Below are 16,407 nucleotides of genomic sequence, written 5' to 3'. Positions count from 1 at the left end.
CTTCGACAACGGGGGATTAACACCTGTTGACGGACTGTCGGAACGCTGCCGCGTCAGGCGCTATACATGAGGAAGGGAGGGAGAAAACCGGGTGGATGGGCAATAAAAAACGGGGGAAACTCTCGTTTCCCCCGTTGAGACATTAATGAGCCTGCGGGTGACTCATACCTGTGGGCTGATTCGTCCCGGCGAAGCACCGGGACACTGACAGGACGGCTCTCTCGTCAGCAATCAGGCCTGCGTTTCGCGCAGACGTTTGGCCGCCTGCACCATATTGGCCAATGATTGACGCGTTTCCGGCCAACCGCGGGTTTTCAGACCGCAGTCCGGGTTCACCCACAGGCGGTCGGCAGGGACATATTCCGCCGCCTTGCGCAGCAGCGCTTCAATCCATTCCACGCTTGGGACATTCGGCGAGTGAATATCGTAAACACCGGGACCGATTTCGTTCGGATATTCGAACTCCTCGAACGATTCCAAAAGCTCCATGTCGGAACGCGAGGTTTCGATGGTAATAACATCAGCATCCAGCGCAGCGATGGAATCCATGATGTCGTTGAACTCGCAGTAACACATATGGGTGTGGATCTGCGTGTCGTCCTGAGCAATCGCGGCATTCAAACGGAACGCTTCCACCGCCCATTCCAGATAGGCTTTCCAGTCAGAGCGATGCAGCGGCAGGCCTTCACGCAGCGCCGGTTCGTCGATTTGGATAATACCGATGCCGGCTTTTTCCAAATCTTCCACTTCGTCGCGCAACGCCAGCGCAATCTGCTTGGCGATGGTTTCACGGCTGACGTCTTCACGCGGGAACGACCAGCACAGGATGGTCACAGGACCGGTCAGCATGCCTTTCACCGGCTTGCTGGTTAAGGACTGCGCGTACTTCGCCCACTCGACAGTGATTGGCTCTGGGCGGCTGATGTCGCCGATGATGACCGGCGGTTTCACGCAGCGGGAGCCGTAGCTCTGAACCCAGCCGTTCTGCGTAAAGACGAAACCGTCCAAATGTTCGCCGAAATACTCGACCATGTCGTTACGCTCGGCTTCGCCGTGCACCAGCACATCCAGATCCAGACGCTCCTGCTCGGTGATCGCCTGTTTGATGTGTTCGGCAATCCCCGTCCGATAGTGCTGACCATCCAGACGACCCTGTTTGAAGTCCAGACGCAAACTGCGGATTTCGGTGGTTTGCGGGAATGAACCGATGGTCGTCGTCGGCCATGACGGCAGTTGGAAGCGAGTGCGTTGGGCTTCAGCTCGCTGCGGATAAGGATGCTGGCGCTGGCTGTCTTTCGCCACAATGGCGGCCAGACGTTTTTCCACCGCCGCATTGTGTACGCGGGTGGAGGTGCGACGAGCGCGGATCGGCGCACTATAGACTTCCAGCGGTTTACCGTCGCCGCTGTTCAGCGCAGTGGTCAGCAGTGACAGCTCGCTACATTTCTGCAGCGCGAACGCGAACCAGCTTTTTACTTCGTCGTCGAGACGCGTTTCTACGCTCAGGTCGATGGGGCTGTGCAGCAGCGAGCAAGAGCTACCGATCCACAACGCACGTTTGCCGACCAGCGGCTGGAGGCGTTCGTACCAGGTGCTGAGGTCTGCACGCCAGACGTTACGGCCGTTGATCACGCCCAGAGACAGCACCCAGTCCGCCGGCAGTTGAGCGTTCAGCGTCGCGGCGTCGTCTTTGCCGTGCACCAGGTCAACGTGCAGCCCCTGAACCGGCAGCCCTTTGATGGTATCCAGATTTTGGCCGATGCTATCGAAATAGGTGGTCAGCAGCAGTTTCACCTGTCCCTGTAGCGCGTCATAAGCCGGTTTAAACGCCGTCAACCATTTGTCTTCAAGTTCCAGCGCCAACACGGGCTCGTCGATTTGCACCCATTCGATGCCGCGTTTGGCCAGTTCGCCCAGAACCTGCTTATACACCGGCAGGATATCGTTCAGCAGGGACAGACGATCAAACGCCGCGCCTTTCACTTTACCCAGCCACAGATAGGAGACCGGTCCCAGCAGGACGGGTTTGACTTTATGACCCAACGCTAGCGCTTCATCGACTTCGTCCAGCAGTTGCGTCCAGGTCAGTTTGAAATTCTGACCTTGGGTAAATTCAGGCACCATGTAGTGGTAGTTGGTATTGAACCACTTGGTCATTTCCGCGGCAGCAGCTGGTTCGCCGGTTGGCGCTCGGCCACGACCGATGCGGAACAGCGTATCCAGATCGACCGAGCCATCCGCATTCTGGTGACGCGCCGGCACGTTGCCGAGCAGCAGACTGGTGGTTAATACATGATCGTACCAGGCAAAATCGCCCACCGGCAGCAGGTCCACGCCAGCATCCTTTTGCTGCTGCCAGTGACGGGCGCGCAGATCGCGTCCGACGGCCAGCAATTCTTCCTGGGTGGTGTTCCCTGCCCAATAGCTTTCCTGTGCTTTTTTCAACTCACGACGTAAGCCGACGCGAGGAAAACCGAGAGTATGATTTACAATTGCCATGCTTGAATTCCCATTTAGCCGTCCGGATGTTTACACATCCATAATCCGCAGGTAGTGTAGTAAGCACAAGCGCAATTTATTCACTGTCACTGTGAAGGACTCTCATGATCGAACTCAAACACTTACGGACGCTGCTGGCGCTGCGCAATACAGGATCGTTAGCCGCCGCCGCCGCACAGCTCCATCAAACGCAATCCGCGCTGTCGCATCAATTTAGCGATCTGGAACAACGTTTAGGATTTCGGCTATTCGTCCGTAAGAGCCAACCGCTGCGATTCACGCCGCAAGGCGATATTTTGCTGCACTTGGCGGAGCAGGTGCTGCCGCAGATCCAGCAGGCGCTACAGGCCTGCCACGAACCTCACCAGGCCACGCTGCGTCTGGCTATTGAATGCCACAGCTGCATTCAGTGGCTAACGCCGGCGTTGGAGAATTTCCATCAGAGCTGGCCGCAGGTCGCCATGGACTTCAAGTCCGGCGTTACGTTCGACCCGCAGCCTGCTTTGCAGCAAGGAACGCTGGATCTGGTGATGACTTCAGATATTTTACCGCGTAGCGGTCTGCACTATTCGCCAATGTTCGACTTCGAAGTCCGATTGGTGCTGTCCCCCGACCATCCTCTGGCGGCGAAAGAGCAGATCGACCCGGAAGATCTCAGTGAGGAAACGCTGATGATCTACCCCGTGCAGCGCCAGCGCCTGGATATCTGGCGTCACTTCCTGCAACCCGCGGGCGTCAGCCCGGCGCTGAAGAATGTAGACAATACGCTGCTGCTTATCCAAATGGTGGCGGCCCACATGGGGATCGCCGCGCTGCCGCACTGGGTGGTGGAAAGTTTCGAACGTCAGGGACTGGTCGTCACCAAAACGCTGGGGAAAGGATTGTGGAGCCGGCTGTACGCCGCAGTGCGCGATGGCGAACAGCGTCAACCGGTGATAGACGCCTTTATTCGTTCGGCGCGTCAGCACGCCTGTTCGCATCTGCCGTTCGTACGGGACGCTTCGCAACCCAACGCTGATGTACCCACAGCGACGATAGAATAACGGCCGAGCCGACAATAAAACTCGGCCAATGCGGTCGTTCCTGCCAGATCGCGAAATTGACCAGCAGGCCTGCCGGAACGTGAAAATTGTTCATAATTCCCAACGTTCCGGCATCCACCTGCGTCGCGCCATAGTTCCACATGAAATAACCGATGCCGGATGCCCCAATTCCCAGCCATATCAGTACGCCCCACTGCACCGAGGTGGTCGGCAACTTATGCGCGTCGCCGAAGAGCAGCCAAGCCGCCACTGAAACGCTCAGCGCCCCCAGATAAAACCATGAGAATGCGCTGTGCTGCGGCATGGGGTAGACCTCCATCAGCCGCTTATAGCCAACCTGTCCGATGGCAAAGAAGATATTGGCCGCCTGCACCAACAATAGGCCCCACCAGAATTGTCCGCTGATGCCGTCGTACCGAATCACCGCCGCGCCCGCCACAGCCAGTAACGCGCTGAGCGCGTAGCCCCATCGCAGCGGCTCACGCTTTAGCAGATCGTAAATGAGCGTCACATACAGCGGTGTCATGACGGTAAACAGCAGGAATTCCGGCACGGTGAGATAGAGATAGGCCTGGAAAGCGAACAGGTACATGATGCCCAGCTGGCAGGCGCCCACCAGCAGATAAAGCAGCAGCGCGCGCGGCGCGTAGCCCCGCCAGCGCAGGAAAGGCAGAAAGATTAAGGCGGCGAGCCCGACGCGCATCAGCACCGAGAACCAGCTGTCGACGTGACCCGCCAGGTATTCGCCAATCAGGCTGAAGGAAAAGGCCCACAGAATAGTCGTAACGATCAGTAATGGCACGGGGTGACTCACTTAAATAGCACTCAACGGGAACCGCTATTGTAAATGAGTTCTACGCGCGATCTTTCACCAATGCGGTTGACAACCGAACAAATAAAGCGCAATTGTCAGCCGCATTTCACGTTAAGAACTTAGAACTGCCAGCGCAGCCAGGCGAAGAATACGTTGCCGTTGTTGTAGGTACCGGGAATGTAGGTCGCCTGGAACGACAAACGCTGATAGTTGATGGAGGCCAATGGCAGAAGCACCGGAATCGGGATGTAGTTCCAGTTATCCCGCATGGTCACGCCCGCCGTGAAGCCCAGCCCCAGATGGAAATCGCCATTGGTCGTCGGCTGCCAGCGTTTTTCGTAGCCGTAGCCTCCAATCGGTTCCCACTTGTTGAATGAGTCCTTGAACGCCATCAGATACAGGCCGTGCCAGTCGCCGTCCTGATCAAACCGCGTCACGCCGAAGCCCGCGCCCCACGGACGTTCATTGTAGCGATCGGTCTTTTCTTTATCGTACGTCCAGCGGTTATGCCAGGTGATCGTGGGTACGTAGAGATCGTATGACTGCGGCGCGTTCCAGGTTGTGGACAGATTAGTTTTGGCCCGTTGCCAAAACCCCGCTTCCGACGTCGTCGTTTCCTGATCTTCCGCATTTATGGAAGCGTTTTTGGAAGCCATATCTTCAGCCATCACCGGGGCCGAGAGTACGGTCAATAGGGGTAAACACCGAGAAGGTACAGCTAATTTCAACAACATATCCAGTTCTCAATCACTCATAAAAATCCGTGCAGCCGCTGTCAAGGTGGTGTCTTTTCAGAGGGCGCGGCGATGGGAAAAAATAGAAATAACATGTGTGGTCTCAGACAGAAAAAATCGCGTCGCTATTCAGGATAGCTCACACTACGAGGACAGGCGACGCAGAGCCGAGTGCGGAGCCTCATTCCAAGAGCGCTTGAGCGCATCAAGACCGACAGCGCTCAAATGCCGTCTCCGTACTCAAAACCGTGAGCGCCGTTGAAATATTGATCCATATCCATGGAAGGTTTATCTGTTTCAGGCCGGCCCACAATACGCGCCGGCACACCGGCGGCGGTGGTATGAGGAGGAACCGGTTGCAGCACCACGGAACCCGCGCCGATTTTGGCTCCACGTCCCACCTCAATATTTCCTAAAATTTTGGCGCCAGCGCCGATCATCACCCCTTCACGGATTTTGGGATGGCGGTCGCCGGACGTTTTACCGGTTCCGCCCAGCGTAACCGACTGAAGAATCGACACATCGTTTTCCACGATAGCGGTCTCGCCGATGACGATCCCGGTCGCGTGGTCCAGCATGATGCCGCAGCCGATGCTCGCCGCAGGATGGATATCTACCCCGAAGGATACGGAGATTTGATTTTGAAAGTAGGCCGCCAGCGCACGGCGATCCTGCAACCAGAGCCAATGACCGATGCGGTAGGCCTGCAGCGCGTGAAACCCTTTTAGGTAGAGCAATGGCGTTGAGTATTTATCCACCGCGGGATCGCGCAGACAGACAGCTTGAATATCGCGCGCCGCGGAGACAATCATCTGAGGATCGGCCCCGTAGGCCTCTTCCAGCACTTCACGAATGGCAATGGCAGGCATAGTGGAACTGGCCAGCTTGTTTGCCAGCATATAGCTCATGGCGCTGCTCAGATTCTCATGTTTCAGCAATGTCGCATGAAAAAAACTGGCCAGCATGGGTTCGCAGTCAGCCAGACTTCGTGCCTCATCTTTGATGTTATTCCAGACCAGCTCTAATTCATCATTCGACATTGCAACCGTCCTCCGAAGTCCTCGCGTACTAAAGTCATGTCTTCTCTCTGCAGGGCAAAACGAGATAGGCGCCATCAGGCGGCGAATGCCCGTTGTCCTAGAAAAGGGATTAGCGGGCGCTCTCGTCCTTACGCGACCGGCCCAGCAGGCTCAGCGCGGCTTCTCGTGCATCTTTGCCGCAGTAAAGCACCTGCCACAACTGTTCGGTAATCGGCATCTCAACGTTAAGACGCTTGGAAAGGGCCATGACTTCTTTGGTATTGCGGTAACCTTCCACAACCTGACCAATCTGGTCACGGGCCGCATCTACGCTCATCCCCTGCCCCAGCATCATGCCGAAACGTCGGTTACGCGACTGATCGTCGGTACAGGTCAGGACCAAATCGCCCAGTCCGGCCATCCCCATAAACGTCGAAGGATCCGCCCCCAGCGCCACGCCAAGGCGAGTCATTTCCGTCAGACCTCGGGTAATTAATGCCGTACGGGCATTCGCGCCGAAACCCATCCCATCCGACATACCCGCGCCAATAGCGATCACGTTTTTAACCGCGCCGCCCAGTTGCACGCCGATAAAATCCGGATTGCGATAAACTCGGAAACTCTTGCCGCAGTGCAAGAGTTCCTGCAGGTCATCGGCAAACTGGCTGTCCGTCGACGCCAGCGCGATAGCGGTAGGCAAGCCGGCAGCCAGTTCTTTGGCGAACGTCGGCCCCGACAGCACCGCTAAAGGTATTGCGTCGCCCAACGCTTCCCGAGCCACGTCCTGCAATAAACGCCCGGTTTCGGCTTCCAGCCCTTTGGTCGCCCAAACGATGCGCGCATCCGCACGCAGATACGGCTTGATCTGACGTAGAACGTCGCCGAACACATGACTCGGCACCACCACCAGAATATTTGGGCTGGCGGCCACCGCACGCGCCAGATCGCTCTCCGGCCGCAACGTGTCAGGAAAAGGCACGTCCGGCAGAAACGCCTGGTTGCAACGGGCATCTTGCAACGCTTGCACATGGACAGGATCATGTCCCCAGAGCACCACGTTATGGCCGTTGCGCGCCAGCGTGATCGCCAGTGCGGTGCCGTATGAGCCGGCGCCGATAACGGTCATGGAAGCATCAGGCATGTTCATCAGGCATCCAGCTGCGGCGCGGCGGCGCCTTCTTCCGAGGCTTGCTGTTCCAGGTAGTTCATGAACAGAGCATCAAAGTTGACCGGCGCCAGGTTCAGCTGCGGGAAAGTACCACGGGAAACCAGGCTGGTGATGCACTCGCGCGCATACGGGAACAGTACGTTCGGGCAGTAAGCGCCCAGGCAATGAGCCAGCTGCGGACCTTCCAGACCGGCAACGGTGAAAATACCCGCTTGCTGAACTTCACACAGGAACGCCGTTTCTTCACCCAGCAGCGCCGTCACCGTGACACGCAGTACCACTTCGTAAACGTCATCGGCCAGCTGGCTTGACGCCGTATCCAGATCCAGTTTGACCTCAGGGCTCCACTCCTGCTGAAACACCTGCGGTGCCTTCGGTGCTTCGAAAGAGATATCTTTGGTGTAAATACGCTGGATTTGGAATGAAGTTTCGACGTTGTTGTGTTCGGACATAGTTAAAAATACCTTTTATTAGATTTCCTTGACGCGCTTCCCTGTCTGCGGAAAGTCAACGCCATCGCTAAGGGCTCGCGCCCGGTCAATCATTGCCGCGGGCGCGACGGACAGCCGTCCGGGTTACTTGCCGCGCACCAGTGGAAGGTTTTCGCCGCTCCAACCCGTGAGCCCCTCTTTCAGGATCACGACACGGGTAAAGCCCGCGTTGAAGAGCTGCTCCGCCGGCTGACGAGAAGCCATCCCGTTGGCGCAGACCACGATGACGGGCTGAGCCTTGTGTTTTTCCAGCTCACCCAGGCTACCGTTTTTAATATCGTTCGGTAACAGGTTGATAGAACTCGCGATGTGTCCACGGCGATACTCTTCGCGCGTACGCAAATCCACAACGACCGCATCTTCTTTATTGATGAGTCGGATTGCTTCTGTACGAGCAACCTCTTTTACCTTCGAAAACTTACTTTTAAACGTAAGCACGATGACCAAAACAAGCAACACAACCCAGGCCAGGCTGAGGATCGGGTGTCTGCTAACGAATGGCATAATCTCTTGCATAATGTCTTGCATGAGGTGTAACGACTCCGGAATCAGTTAAGCAATCAATATTGAGGTGTTTGAGTATACCTGCGCGATAGGGCAATTACAGCCTGAAAGCCAATATCGCGGAGCGAATCTAGACGCAGCGACATAAAATCCCGCCATAAAACGCCGCGAACGATCATTTTATGCGGAGCGCCTTCCCCTTATCTATTATTGATGTCATTGCAGCCTGCGCCGGCATCTCTCGCACACAGTTAGTAATAGAAACCCTGAGCGACACAACTGGTCAGCGGCTGTGCATCGTGGAATAATCCATCATCATGAATAAAAGCGCGTTTTCTGTACCGTTATGCACAACAGGCCGCCAACGTCGGCGACTTCGCTGCGCCAGTGCATTATGCATTGGCGCTTTGCTGTCGCCATTTTGCAGCTCGGCCGACGACAGCCAACAACAGCTCAAATCTTTGCAGCAGAATATCGCGGCTAAAGAGAAGAGCGTGAGAGAACAACAGCAACGGCGCAGCGCGCTGCTGGAGCAGTTGAAACGGCAGGAACAGTCGATTTCACAATCCAGCCGCCAGTTGCGGGAAACGCGCGCCACGTTGGAGAGTCTCGCGCAGGAAATCAAGGCGCTCAACGCCTCTATCGCCAAACTGCTGTCGCGTCAGAAAGCGCAGGAACAACTGCTCTCACAACAACTGGACGCGGCCTTCCGTCAGGGTCAACACAGCGGTATTCAACTCATTCTGAGCGGCGAGGAAAGCCAGCGTCGCGAACGCATTTTGGCTTACTTCGGATATCTGAATCAGGCCCGTCAGGAATCCATCGCCCATTTGCAGCAAACGCGCACCGACCTTGCGCAGCAAAAACAGGCGCTGGGAGACCGGCTGGCGCGTCAGCAAAGTTTGCTCAGCGAACAACAGCAGCAACAGAAAACCCTCGAACAGGCCCAAGGCGAACGCCAGAAGACGCTCAGCACGCTGGAAAGCACGCTGGAAAAAGATCAACAGCAGCTGACTGAACTGCGCCAAAACGAAGCGCGCCTGCGCGACAAAATCGCCCGCGCCGAACGGGAAGCGCGCGCGCGCGCCGAGCGAGAAGCCCGGGAGGCCGCGCGCGTCAGAGAGAAAGAAGATAAGGCGAAACGCAGCGGCACCCGCTACACCCCTACCGATAGCGAACGTTCTTTGATGGCGCGCACCGGCGGTCTGGGAAGACCGGACGGACAGGCTTTCTGGCCGATTCGCGGTCAAACCCTGCACCGGTATGGCGAGCCATTGCAAGGCGAACTCCGCTGGAAAGGTCTCGTGCTCGGCGCGCCGGAAGGCACCGAGGTCAAAGCCATCGCGGACGGCAGCGTGCTGATGGCCGACTGGCTGCAAGGCTACGGCCTGATGGTGGTGGTTGAGCACGGTAAAGGCGACATGAGCCTATATGGATACAACCAGAGCGCATTGGTATCCGTCGGCGACAAGGTCAAGGCAGGACAACCTATCGCGCTCGTCGGCACCAGCGGCGGACAAAGCCAGCCGGCGCTCTATTTCGAAATTCGACGTCAAGGTCAGGCCGTTAACCCACTCCCCTGGTTAGGAAGGTAGTTTTGCGTCCATTTATTTCTCGCGTTATCTCGGCTATCGCCCTGTGCAGCCTGGTTGTTCCGGCCTGGGCCGGCAAACTGTCTATCGTTATCGACGACTTCGGCTACCGCCTCCACAATGAACGCCAGGTGCTGGCTATGCCGACGGCGATTTCCGTCGCTGTGCTGCCGAACGCGCCAAACGCGCGAGAAATGGCGACGGAGGCCCACCAGCAGGGCCACGAAGTCTTGATCCATCTGCCCATGGCCCCGATGAGTAAACAGCCGCTAGAGCGCGACACTTTGCGTCCGGACATGAGCAGCGAAGAGATTCAGCGCATTCTGCGCGATGCGGTCAGCAAAGTCCCCTATGCCGTCGGGCTGAATAATCACATGGGCAGCGCTATGACCGCCAGCCTGCCGGGAATGCAGAAAGTCATGCAAGCCATGACCGCTTACCCGCTCTACTTTCTGGACAGCATGACAATCGGCAGCAGTCAGGCCAGCCGCGCTGCGGAAGGCACTGGCGTCAAAGTCGTCAAACGCAGGGTTTTTCTGGACGATAGCCAGAACGAAGCCGACATTCGCAAACAATTCAGACGGGCTGTCGAGCTGGCCCGCCGCAACGGTTCCGCTATCGCCATCGGCCACCCGCATCCCACCACCCTGCGCGTACTGCAACAGATGCTGCCCACACTGCCCTCCGATATCATACTGGTGCGACCTAGCCAGTTGTTGAACGAACCTCAGGAACCGCAGCATTACCGGCCGTTGCCGGTCTACACCGCATCGAAAAACGCGTTCCGCGCGCCGCAACAGTGCCGCGCTAAACGCCAGTTGCCGTCGATGCCCCAGTCGCAGGTGCTTAGCCAGCTTAGTGAGAACATGGGGAACAGCGCTCCGGTCGTCTATCTCAAGCAACGTTGGCAAACCTGGATGGGCGCTCCCCTCATCGGGACGCCACCAGTAGAAAGATAATGCCAGGCTGTCCGCTGGAAAATGAAATGCTATGATAGCGCCCAATAGATAGCGTGAGGCGCGGTGCCTCACCTAACAGCTTAGCAAGGGTAATTCCCATGATTATCGTGACTGGCGGCGCCGGCTTTATCGGCAGCAATATCGTGAAAGCGTTGAATGACCAGGGTTACCGGGACATTCTGGTAGTTGATAACCTGAAAGACGGCACTAAGTTCGCTAACCTGGCGGATCTGGATATTGCCGACTACATCGATAAAGAAGATTTCATCGCTAATATCGTCGCCGGCGAGATTTAGGTGATATCGAAGCGATTTTCCACGAGGGCGCCTGCTCTTCCACCACCGAGTGGGACGGCAAATACATGATGGATAACAACTATCAGTACTCCAAAGAGGTGCTGCATTACTGCCTGGAACGCAGCATCCCCTTCCTGTACGCCTCTTCCGCCGCCACCTATGGCGGACGTAGCAAGGATTTCGTGGAAGAGCGTCAGTTCGAACAGCCGCTGAATGTCTACGGCTACTCCAAATTCCTGTTCGATCAGTATGTGCGTGAAATTCTGCCGCATGCAGGTTCGCAGGTCTGCGGCTTCCGCTATTTCAACGTCTACGGGCCGCGTGAAGGCCACAAAGGCAGCATGGCCAGCGTGGCGTTCCACCTGAATCAGCAAATTCATCAGGGCGAAAATCCGAAGCTGTTTTCCGGCAGCGAAAACTTTAAGCGCGACTTCGTCTATGTCGCCGACGTCGCCGCCGTGAACCTGTGGTTTTGGAAGCAGGGCGTCTCCGGTATTTTCAACTGCGGGACCGGCCGGGCTGAGTCGTTCCAGGCCGTCGCCGACGCCGTGCTGGCGTACCACAAGACCGGCAGCGTTGAGTATATTCCCTTTCCGGAAAAACTGCAGGGCCGCTATCAGTCCTACACTCAGGCGGATCTGACCAAACTGCGTGCGGCCGGTTATGACAAACCGTTCCACACCGTCGCTGAAGGCGTGGCCGACTACATGGCCTGGCTTAACCGCGACGCATAATCCTGCGTTACCGTAGGGGATCTCGAACGGTATGAAAATTCTGGTAATCGGCCCGTCCTGGGTTGGCGACATGATGATGTCGCACAGTCTTTATCGCACGCTCAAGGCCGAACATCCGGATGCCATCATCGACGTGATGGCGCCGGCCTGGTGCCGTCCGCTGCTGGCTCGCATGCCGGAAGTGAATCAAGCGCTCGCTATGCCGCTGGGTCACGGCGCGCTCCAACTGGGTGAGCGTCGCCGTCTGGGCGTGGCACTCCGGCCTCAGCGCTACGATCGTGCGTACGTCCTGCCCAACTCATTCAAATCCGCATTGGTGCCGTTTTTCGCGCAGATACCCCAGCGCACCGGCTGGCGCGGCGAAATGCGCTATGGATTGCTGAATGACGTTCGCGTGCTGGATAAGGCGGCCTTTCCGCTGATGGTGCAACGATACGTCGCGCTCGGCTATGACGCGAAGGCGATAAACAGCGCGGATGATCTGCCCGCGTCGCTGCCGTGGCCGCAGTTAAAAGTCTCCGAAGCCGAAATCTCAGCGGCATTCGCCGAGTTTAGTCTGCCGGGCGACCGGCCGCTGATCGGATTCTGTCCCGGCGCGGAATTCGGCCCGGCCAAACGCTGGCCGCATTACCACTACGGCGCACTGGCTCAAGCGCTGATCGAACGTGGCTATCAGGTCGCGCTGTTCGGTTCAGCCAACGACCGCCAGGCGGGCGAAGACATTCGCAACGCCCTGACGACACAGGCTCAGGCTGAGTGTTTCAACCTGGCAGGCAGCACCACGCTGGATCAGGCAGTCGTGCTACTCGCCGCCTGCCGAGCCGTGGTCAGCAACGACTCCGGACTCATGCACGTCGCCGCCGCGCTGAATCGGCCGCTCGTCGCTCTCTACGGTCCCAGCAGTCCCGACTTTACGCCACCACTATCCAAAGACGCAGAAGTGATCCGCTTGATCAGCGGCTATCATCGCGTGCGCAAAGGCGATGCGGAACAGGGTTATCATCAGAGCCTAATCGACATTCATCCACAACAGGTGCTGGACGCGTTGGAAAAGCATTTGAATGCGCGAGGGGCACAGGCATGAGAGTGCTAATCGTGAAAACCTCCTCGATGGGCGATGTCCTGCACACCCTCCCCGCATTGACCGACGCGATGCACGCCGTACCGGGCATCCAATTCGACTGGGTGGTTGAAGAGGGATTTTCCCAGATCCCCGGCTGGCATCCGGCCGTTGACCGGGTCATTCCGGTGGCGATTCGCCGCTGGCGCAAAAGCTGGTTCAGCGCCGCCGTTCGCCAGGAGCGTGCGACGTTCAAGCAGCGCCTGCGTTCCCGTCGTTACGATGCGGTCATCGACGCGCAGGGACTGATCAAAAGCGCGCTGCTGGTCACGCGTCTGGCGCGTGGTAATAAGCACGGGCTGGATTGGAAGAGCGTCCGCGAGCCGCTGGCCAGCTGGTTTTATCAATACCGTCATCGAGTGGCGCGCCAGCAGCATGCCGTCGAGCGCATTCGTGAACTGTTTTCCATCAGCCTGAACTATCGGCGTCCTACTGAAACCGGGGATTATTCGATCGCGGCCAAATTCCTGGCCTCTCCGCCGGAAGACGCCGGGCGTTATCTGGTCTTTCTGCACGCCACCACGCGCGACGAAAAGCACTGGCCGGAAGATCACTGGCGCGATCTGATCGCGCTGACGCAACCGAGTGGTCTTCGCATCAAACTGCCGTGGGGAGCGGAACATGAGCATCAGCGCGCGCGGCGGCTCGCGGAGGGTTTCCCGCACGTCGACGTTCTACCGCGACTCAATTTGGAACAGGTATCCACGGTATTGGCCGGAGCCAGAGCCGTCGTCTCGGTCGACACCGGGCTTAGTCATCTAACGGCGGCGCTCGATCGGCCAAATATTACGCTGTATGGCCCAACGGATCCGGGATTAATTGGGGGATATGGGAAAAATCAAATCGCCGTTGTCTCCCATGATAAAACGATGCGTTCAATAACCAGCGCCGATATTTTTTCCCGTTTGTCGGTCGATCAAGAAACATGATTTCTGAGTATAAAAAACGACAAATAAGAATATTCCATCTCATCAATGGGATACTTTGATGTCATGTTTAACCTTGTTTATACGAAAATACAGAATGTAAAAAGGGAGCGGGTGATTTTTCCCAGAAGGTAAATATGTCGATATCGAGCCATAAACCCATTGCGCTATTTTTATTGGTAATAACATTATTGCTGTGCTCTTTTTGGGCTATCCCCAGCAATCTTTTACCTTTCCACCGGAATTTGCTTATTTACAGTGCCTTTGTCTTTTCGTTGTTACTTTTTTTTAAAGATCGACGTTTTTTGCAAAGTTTAGACACAGATAAATTAAAGCACGTGCTGATGGTATTAGGGGTAATGACCGTCGTGACTTTGTCATGCGCGTTCTTATTCTCATCCCATCTTCACGACACATTGAGGGCCTGGCATAGTCAATGGATGAGGCCGCTCATGCTATTTATTTACGGCCTGGTCTTTTATTCTATCATGGCGTTCAATTTCCCCAACCTGAGCTACAAAAAACTGATTACCGCCATCATTTTGAGCTTTTGGGCACCCATCTTCCTCCATATTCTGACGATCGCGTATATTTACTTTAAGTCCGGGGTTATCATGTGGGGAGAAACCTATATCTTCCCATCCCGACTGGAACTCAGCTTTCAAATCAATCTGATAAGCATCATCATCTTCTCGGATTTACTACTGCGCATATTGGAAAATCGCCGACTGCTGACGTTGAATACCGGCGTTGCCGTCGCGTTGATTATTTCCAACGTCATCGCTACTGGTCTGGCGAATACCCGCTGGGGCACGGTCGGCATGATTTTCGGCATATTGTCCATCAGTCTGGTATTCATTATTAGAAAATTCCACGCGATTAATCTGTGGAAATTAAGCCTCTACGCATTGCTTATTATTTGCACGGTGGTCAGCGTCGGCCTGTTTTCTTATGAAAAAGATCCTCGCTGGAAAAGTATCAGAGAAGATGTCGAGGTGGGCTGGAATGCCCCCAGTAACAGCTTTTGTTTTATTTTTAATAGCCCGGAACGAGTCGTTCCCATGCATGCGGACGGTACGCCGGTCAGCCACTCAAATGCGTGTCGGATGGCCTATGTCCATCAGGCGACAGATTTCATTGCTGAGTATCCGTTAGGCATTGGCACCAGCAAAACAGCATTCTTACAGCGGTTGCATGAGAAATATCACAATCCGCTGATTGATATTAGCCACAGCCATAGCGGCCTTCTAGAATATGGTTTGCAATACGGCGTTCTTGGTATTTTACTGTGGATTATTTACAACCTGATGATATTGAAAATATCTATTCAGGCGTTCTTTAAAGAAAACAAAACTGTTGGCGTAGTGCTATTACTCCTTTCGAGTGGCTTTTTCTTCCGGTCAATGGTAGACAGAATATTATTAGATCACTATATGGAAGAATATATGTTCCTGAGCGGACTACTATTGGGAATTATTGCTTATAAACCGGTGCCGCCCACAAAAACCGTGAACGGCTGAAGGTATACGGAATATCATCAACGTCATGATGGTATTCCGTTTTTTATTGCATACAGTGCATTCAACCATATAATAACTTTAGATTAGTTATTATTTACTCACAGGCCGTCATGGAAAATATTCTAGAAATTAACAGGGTTGATAAGTCCCATATCAAACTAAGCTATGTCACTCACTTTTATTGCAACCAAAGCGATATCGAGTCCGTTATCTCGCTGTTGCGCGAGTACGAGCAATACTCCCCCGATCTGCTGGACGTCATCCAGTTTGTCATCGTCGACGACGGCTCCCCGGTCAGCTACGACATTCCCGAATTCAACCTGAACCTCATCTGGATTAAGATTAACGAAAACATTCCGTGGAACCAGGCTGGCGCACGCAACCTCGGCGTGCTGTACGCCAAGTCCGACAAGATCGCCATGACCGATCTCGACCATATCATCCATGAGAATACGCTGCGCTACATGACGGAAAGGCGTAATCCGGGGCGCACCTTCTTCAAGCTCTATCGTAACTCACCGGAAAACCCGCAGAAAATCTACAAGGGCCACTCCAACCTGTTCTTTATGTCCCGCGCCCGCTTTATGCGCTTCTTCGGCTACGATGAGGAGTTTGCGGGCAACTACGGCGCGGAAGATTATCGCTTTGTGAAATACCAGAAGTATCATGGCTCCATTCAGCGTTATTTATCCAAGAAATACCTTTGCTCAGAAAGGAATGTGAACCGCAATAAGTCGTATCACACGCTGGACCGCGATCTCTCGGCCAATACGCCCGTCGATGATAAAAAGAAACATGAGATCGAAACCTACGGCGAGGAGTTCGGCCACAGCAGAATGTTCCTGAACTTCAGCTGGAAAATCGTGAAAAACGTTCACCGTACGCCGCCGGCGCGTAAGAAAAATACCCTTTGGAAACCCATGTGGTGGTTCAGATACCTGTTCGGTTTTCTGGCTCGCTAAATATAACGCCCCTCGACTTTCGTCAG

General features: G+C 55.4%; 14 protein-coding genes and 1 pseudogene. 8 read left to right on the top strand and 7 right to left on the bottom strand.

What is annotated here, in order from left to right; all coding sequences use genetic code 11:
- Positions 1–231: 231 nt before the first annotated feature.
- A complete protein-coding gene (gene metE / locus AU511_RS10760; protein WP_094100089.1) occupies positions 232–2,499 on the bottom strand; it encodes a 5-methyltetrahydropteroyltriglutamate--homocysteine S-methyltransferase in 2,268 nt (755 codons plus the stop codon).
- A 104-nt stretch (positions 2,500–2,603) separates the two neighbouring features.
- Between metE and metR the strand changes: the two genes are divergently transcribed.
- A complete protein-coding gene (metR, locus tag AU511_RS10755; protein ID WP_094109641.1) occupies positions 2,604–3,542 on the top strand; it encodes an HTH-type transcriptional regulator MetR in 939 nt (312 codons plus the stop codon).
- On the opposite strand, the gene AU511_RS10750 is transcribed toward metR, so the two are convergent.
- The 6 genes from AU511_RS10750 to AU511_RS10725 all read right to left on the bottom strand — a co-directional run bounded on the left by AU511_RS10750 (position 3,445) and on the right by AU511_RS10725 (position 8,287).
- A complete protein-coding gene (locus AU511_RS10750; RefSeq protein WP_094100087.1) occupies positions 3,445–4,344 on the bottom strand; it encodes a carboxylate/amino acid/amine transporter in 900 nt (299 codons plus the stop codon). The two genes, metR and AU511_RS10750, sit on opposite strands and share 98 nt — an antisense overlap.
- A gap of 131 nt (positions 4,345–4,475) precedes the next feature.
- Positions 4,476–5,012: a lipid IV(A) palmitoyltransferase PagP gene (gene pagP, locus AU511_RS10745; RefSeq protein WP_420843449.1), complete on the bottom strand. Its 537-nt coding sequence runs from the start codon at positions 5,010–5,012 to the stop codon at positions 4,476–4,478.
- 299 nt (positions 5,013–5,311) lie between these two features.
- Positions 5,312–6,130 carry a serine O-acetyltransferase gene (cysE, locus tag AU511_RS10740; RefSeq protein ID WP_026738434.1) on the bottom strand — a complete coding sequence of 273 codons (819 nt, stop codon included), beginning with the start codon at positions 6,128–6,130 and terminating at the stop codon, positions 5,312–5,314.
- A gap of 109 nt (positions 6,131–6,239) precedes the next feature.
- Positions 6,240–7,256 (bottom strand): NAD(P)H-dependent glycerol-3-phosphate dehydrogenase, encoded by a 1,017-nt coding sequence (gene gpsA / locus AU511_RS10735; protein ID WP_094109639.1) that lies wholly within the window; start codon positions 7,254–7,256, stop codon positions 6,240–6,242.
- Positions 7,256–7,729, bottom strand: coding sequence for a protein-export chaperone SecB (secB, locus tag AU511_RS10730; protein ID WP_094100083.1), 474 nt, complete (start codon positions 7,727–7,729; stop codon positions 7,256–7,258). Before secB ends, gpsA begins: the two co-directional genes overlap by 1 nt.
- 123 nt (positions 7,730–7,852) lie before the next feature.
- Positions 7,853–8,287, bottom strand: coding sequence for a rhodanese-like domain-containing protein (locus AU511_RS10725; protein ID WP_176222606.1), 435 nt, complete (start codon positions 8,285–8,287; stop codon positions 7,853–7,855).
- Between the two features lie 302 nt (positions 8,288–8,589).
- Between AU511_RS10725 and envC the strand changes: the two genes are divergently transcribed.
- The 7 genes and pseudogenes from envC to AU511_RS10690 all read left to right on the top strand — a co-directional run bounded on the left by envC (position 8,590) and on the right by AU511_RS10690 (position 16,381).
- Positions 8,590–9,867 carry a murein hydrolase activator EnvC gene (gene envC / locus AU511_RS10720; protein ID WP_094109638.1) on the top strand — a complete coding sequence of 426 codons (1,278 nt, stop codon included), beginning with the start codon at positions 8,590–8,592 and terminating at the stop codon, positions 9,865–9,867.
- Positions 9,868–9,869: 2 nt separating this feature from the next.
- Positions 9,870–10,823, top strand: a complete 954-nt coding sequence (locus AU511_RS10715; protein ID WP_094100082.1) for a divergent polysaccharide deacetylase family protein — start codon at positions 9,870–9,872, stop codon at positions 10,821–10,823.
- A gap of 98 nt (positions 10,824–10,921) precedes the next feature.
- A pseudogene (rfaD, locus tag AU511_RS10710) lies at positions 10,922–11,853 on the top strand (ADP-glyceromanno-heptose 6-epimerase).
- 31 nt (positions 11,854–11,884) lie between these two features.
- Positions 11,885–12,937, top strand: coding sequence for an ADP-heptose--LPS heptosyltransferase RfaF (rfaF, locus tag AU511_RS10705; RefSeq protein ID WP_094109637.1), 1,053 nt, complete (start codon positions 11,885–11,887; stop codon positions 12,935–12,937).
- On the top strand, positions 12,934–13,902 hold the full coding sequence (rfaC, locus tag AU511_RS10700) for a lipopolysaccharide heptosyltransferase RfaC (protein ID WP_094109636.1): 969 nt from the start codon (positions 12,934–12,936) through the stop codon (positions 13,900–13,902). Before rfaF ends, rfaC begins: the two co-directional genes overlap by 4 nt.
- Before the next feature lie 449 nt (positions 13,903–14,351).
- Positions 14,352–15,419, top strand: a complete 1,068-nt coding sequence (locus AU511_RS10695; RefSeq protein WP_167372021.1) for an O-antigen ligase family protein — start codon at positions 14,352–14,354, stop codon at positions 15,417–15,419.
- Between the two features lie 110 nt (positions 15,420–15,529).
- The gene (locus AU511_RS10690; protein ID WP_094109634.1) at positions 15,530–16,381 is read left to right on the top strand and encodes a glycosyltransferase family A protein; all 852 of its coding nucleotides are present in this window, start codon (positions 15,530–15,532) and stop codon (positions 16,379–16,381) included.
- Positions 16,382–16,407: the final 26 nt, after the last annotated feature.

The sequence above is a fragment of the Lonsdalea iberica genome (genome assembly GCF_002111585.1).
Lineage (GTDB): Bacteria > Pseudomonadota > Gammaproteobacteria > Enterobacterales > Enterobacteriaceae > Lonsdalea > Lonsdalea iberica.
The sequence above is the reverse complement of the archived record's forward strand: the minus strand, read 5'-3'. Positions and strand labels throughout refer to the sequence as shown.

Coding starts and splice junctions, on each gene's coding strand:
- AU511_RS10695 (WP_167372021.1), top strand. CDS start 14,352: ATGCTATTTATTTACGGCCTGGTCTTTTATTCTATCATGGCGTTCAAT.
- AU511_RS10690 (WP_094109634.1), top strand. CDS start 15,530: ATGGAAAATATTCTAGAAATTAACAGGGTTGATAAGTCCCATATCAAA.
- pagP (WP_420843449.1), bottom strand. CDS start 5,012: ATGGCTTCCAAAAACGCTTCCATAAATGCGGAAGATCAGGAAACGACG.
- secB (WP_094100083.1), bottom strand. CDS start 7,729: ATGTCCGAACACAACAACGTCGAAACTTCATTCCAAATCCAGCGTATT.
- gpsA (WP_094109639.1), bottom strand. CDS start 7,256: ATGAACATGCCTGATGCTTCCATGACCGTTATCGGCGCCGGCTCATAC.
- metR (WP_094109641.1), top strand. CDS start 2,604: ATGATCGAACTCAAACACTTACGGACGCTGCTGGCGCTGCGCAATACA.
- cysE (WP_026738434.1), bottom strand. CDS start 6,130: ATGTCGAATGATGAATTAGAGCTGGTCTGGAATAACATCAAAGATGAG.
- metE (WP_094100089.1), bottom strand. CDS start 2,499: ATGGCAATTGTAAATCATACTCTCGGTTTTCCTCGCGTCGGCTTACGT.
- rfaC (WP_094109636.1), top strand. CDS start 12,934: ATGAGAGTGCTAATCGTGAAAACCTCCTCGATGGGCGATGTCCTGCAC.
- rfaF (WP_094109637.1), top strand. CDS start 11,885: ATGAAAATTCTGGTAATCGGCCCGTCCTGGGTTGGCGACATGATGATG.
- envC (WP_094109638.1), top strand. CDS start 8,590: ATGAATAAAAGCGCGTTTTCTGTACCGTTATGCACAACAGGCCGCCAA.